The following is a 2,903-nucleotide window of genomic DNA, read 5'->3' as shown; positions in this document are numbered from 1 at the left end:
GCGCTACACGATCGGGGGCGTGCCCTCGGCGTTGCCGAAGATAGCGTCGACCTGCACCAACGCGCCCATGGGCAGCGTGGAGGCACCGACGACCCTGCGAGCAGGCGCACCGGGGAAGAACGTCGCGTACGTCTCGTTCACGGCATCGAGATCCTCGATGTTCTTCAAGAAGATGTTCACCTTGACGGCATCCTCGAGCTTGTGGTCGACGCACTCGATGATGGCCTTGATGTTCTTGAAGCACTGCTCGGCCTGCTCGACCACGCCGCCGGACACGATCTTGCCGGTCGCGGGGTCGATGGGCAGCTGGGCGGAGATGTTGTTGTAGTGGGAGAAAGCCACCGTCTGCGTGGAGAACTTGCACTTCGGCGCAGCGTCGGTGCTGTTGGCTTCCACGATGAGGCCATGACGGTCCTCGACGGCCTGCGGAGGCGTGCCGTCACCATGGGACACCACGGCTTCGATCTGCACAAGCGCGTGCATGGGCAGGGCAGCGACCTCAACGACCGTGCGGGCCGGCATATAGCCAACGGCACGAGCGATGCCCGAGTCGGGGAAGAAGCGTGTGTACACTTCGTTCACGGCATCAATGTCGGAGAGGTCCTTCAAAAAGACGCTCACCTTCACAATGTCGTCGATAGGCACATCAATGCTCGTCAGGATGGCCTTGATGTTCTTGAGGCACTGGGCAGCCTGCTCGGCCACGCCGCCGACAACGATCTCGTTGGTCTCGGGGTCGAGGGGCAGCTGGGCAGAGATGTTGCTGTAGTGGGAGAACGCCACGATCTGCGTGGACATCGGGTCCAACGGGGCGTTGTGCGTGTTGTTGGTGTACTTGATCAAGTCGCCGGACTGCGGTGCGTTCGGGATCGTACCTTCGCCGTTGGTGAGAAGGGCTTCGACCTGCACCAGGGCGTCCATCGGAAGGGCGGCAACGGCAACGACCGTGCGCGCGGGAAGGTAGGTCGTGAAGAACGTCTTGTAGACCTCGTCGATGGCGGGAACGTCTTTGATGTTCTTGACGAAGATGGTGATACGCACCACGTCGGTCATTGCGTGGTCAATGCTCTCCACCACGGCCTTGATGTTCTTCAGACACTGCTCGGCCTGCTCCTTCGCGCCGCCGGCGACGATCTTGCCAGTCGCGGGGTCGAGGGGCAGCTGGGCAGAGAAGTTGTTATAGTGGGAGAAAGCCACCGTCTGCGCGTACCGATCGCTCTTAGGCGCGTTGTCCGTGTTCCGGGCCAAAACTACGTTGTCACCGCTCATGTTGGTACCTTCCTTTTAAAATGCTTCACTTGCGATACTTGGCGATTGGGGCCGCATCGGCCCGCTTTCCCGAGTTTGCTTGCTCCACTGAATCCTCTTGCCATTCGGGACTGCTGCATTATAGCGTTTTGTGCACTTGCACAATTACTATTTCGCGAGATTGTTTGACAACGGAAAGACGCACGTTTGTCCGTATATCGGGAATTCTGGAAACCTCTCGGAAAGCCATGCAAAAAACTCGTGCCTCGGTTGCGTTTCATGCAAGATTATTGCACCTACCGCTCACCGATTAGCAGCAGGGCCTTCGCATACCCTCCACAGATCGGATGCGAACCAGGGCATCACGGATACCCCATCCAGGACGGAGGCTTTCGAAGGGATGCGAGCAACCGGCAACGCCCAGCGTCGCCACAGGATGCGAGCGGAGAAGAGAGACGGCTGACACCCCCGTCAGCCGAACGCACGGTAGGAAGACCAACGCTACTTGCATTTGCACACACTACTCACATTTGCATCCGCGTTGCCGGGGAAGCAAAGCTTCAAGAGAGCGGCACTTCACAGGCCCCGAAATCGCGCGCCGTTGCCGGTTCGGTTGTAGTTTGGATATAACTTCCCCGTACTTGCATCAATGGCATACACTTTAACGATTATCAATAAAGTTATGCTTCAAATGATCTACATGCGCATCCTCTATCATTAGGCACAAGGAGGCATTCATGGGCATCGTGATCAACCTCGACCGAGTGATGCGTCAGCGCGGCATAAGCCTAAACGAACTGTCCGAGCGCGTGGGTGTGTCGGTGGTCAACCTCTCGCGCATAAAGACCGGCAAAGTGAAGGCAATAAGGTTCTCCACGCTTGAGGCCCTCTGCGAGGTGCTTGACTGTCAGCCGGGCGATATCATGAGGCATGAGCATGCAGGCACGTAACCGGCGTGCAAGCCTTCGCTATTGTCCACTGCTGGCAGAAGATACAAAATGTACCACGTGTTTTTTGATTTCTCACAGACACTACAAGCGGCGCTGCGCGACCAGCTCGCAGTGAAATAACCGGGAAGGCCTCACATGGTAATTTTTGGGAACAAAGACAGGCAAGGTAATATGACGGTGAACCTCTGCGCGGTACCGGGGGCGATCCCTGGCATACCGGGAGGTTACGCCATCTGCGCCACCATAGACGGCGACAACCTCGTTATCAACCAGCGCATCGATAAGCAACAACCCGTGCTGCTCCCCCTCCGCAAGATCAAGGACTTCGGCACGGTACGTGAAAGCGAGATCGTCAACAAGGGCCAGAAGTCGGTGATCGGACGAGCTGCGGTCGGCGGGCTTATCCTGGGACCTCTGGGAGCCGTCATAGGCGGCATCGACGGTACGGGAACCAAGAAGAAGAAAGTCGATCACGTCTACTGGGTGGTGAACTACACGAACGACGACGGGCAGCGATCCTCGATATCCTTTGAGGTTGTCGGTGCCACCCTCGGCTTGAAGAAGTTCGAGCGGGCGCTTGAAGCCGCGTGCCCGAATTTCGGGTTACCCGAAGCAACACCAGTCGGACCAATAGTGCTTTGACACTCCCCACGCCTAAAGGCGGGGGGTTCTTCCTTCATCGCTGGTAGCCTTCCTCTCCCTACG

Annotated in this window: 3 protein-coding genes; 2 read left to right on the top strand and 1 reads right to left on the bottom strand. The window is 57.8% G+C overall.

Annotated features, from left to right (window positions below; genetic code table 11):
• Window positions 1-3 precede the first annotated feature (3 nt).
• Entirely contained in the window at window positions 4-1,269 is a 1,266-nt protein-coding gene (locus RR842_RS13445; RefSeq protein ID WP_332514971.1) for a RidA family protein, read from the bottom strand.
• A gap of 716 nt (window positions 1,270-1,985) precedes the next feature.
• Between RR842_RS13445 and RR842_RS13440 the strand changes: the two genes are divergently transcribed.
• Window positions 1,986-2,198 (top strand): helix-turn-helix transcriptional regulator, encoded by a 213-nt coding sequence (locus RR842_RS13440; protein ID WP_332522538.1) that lies wholly within the window; start codon window positions 1,986-1,988, stop codon window positions 2,196-2,198.
• Window positions 2,199-2,369: 171 nt separating this feature from the next.
• Entirely contained in the window at window positions 2,370-2,840 is a 471-nt protein-coding gene (locus RR842_RS13435) for a hypothetical protein (protein ID WP_332730094.1), read from the top strand.
• The last annotated feature ends 63 nt before the right edge of the window (window positions 2,841-2,903 follow it).

Source organism: Gordonibacter sp., from assembly GCF_036667095.1.
Taxonomy (GTDB): domain Bacteria; phylum Actinomycetota; class Coriobacteriia; order Coriobacteriales; family Eggerthellaceae; genus Gordonibacter.
Note: the sequence above shows the minus strand (reverse complement) of the source record. Positions and strands in the feature narration are given on the sequence as shown.

Coding starts and splice junctions, on each gene's coding strand:
- RR842_RS13445 (WP_332514971.1), bottom strand. CDS start 1,269: ATGAGCGGTGACAACGTAGTTTTGGCCCGGAACACGGACAACGCGCCT.
- RR842_RS13435 (WP_332730094.1), top strand. CDS start 2,370: ATGACGGTGAACCTCTGCGCGGTACCGGGGGCGATCCCTGGCATACCG.
- RR842_RS13440 (WP_332522538.1), top strand. CDS start 1,986: ATGGGCATCGTGATCAACCTCGACCGAGTGATGCGTCAGCGCGGCATA.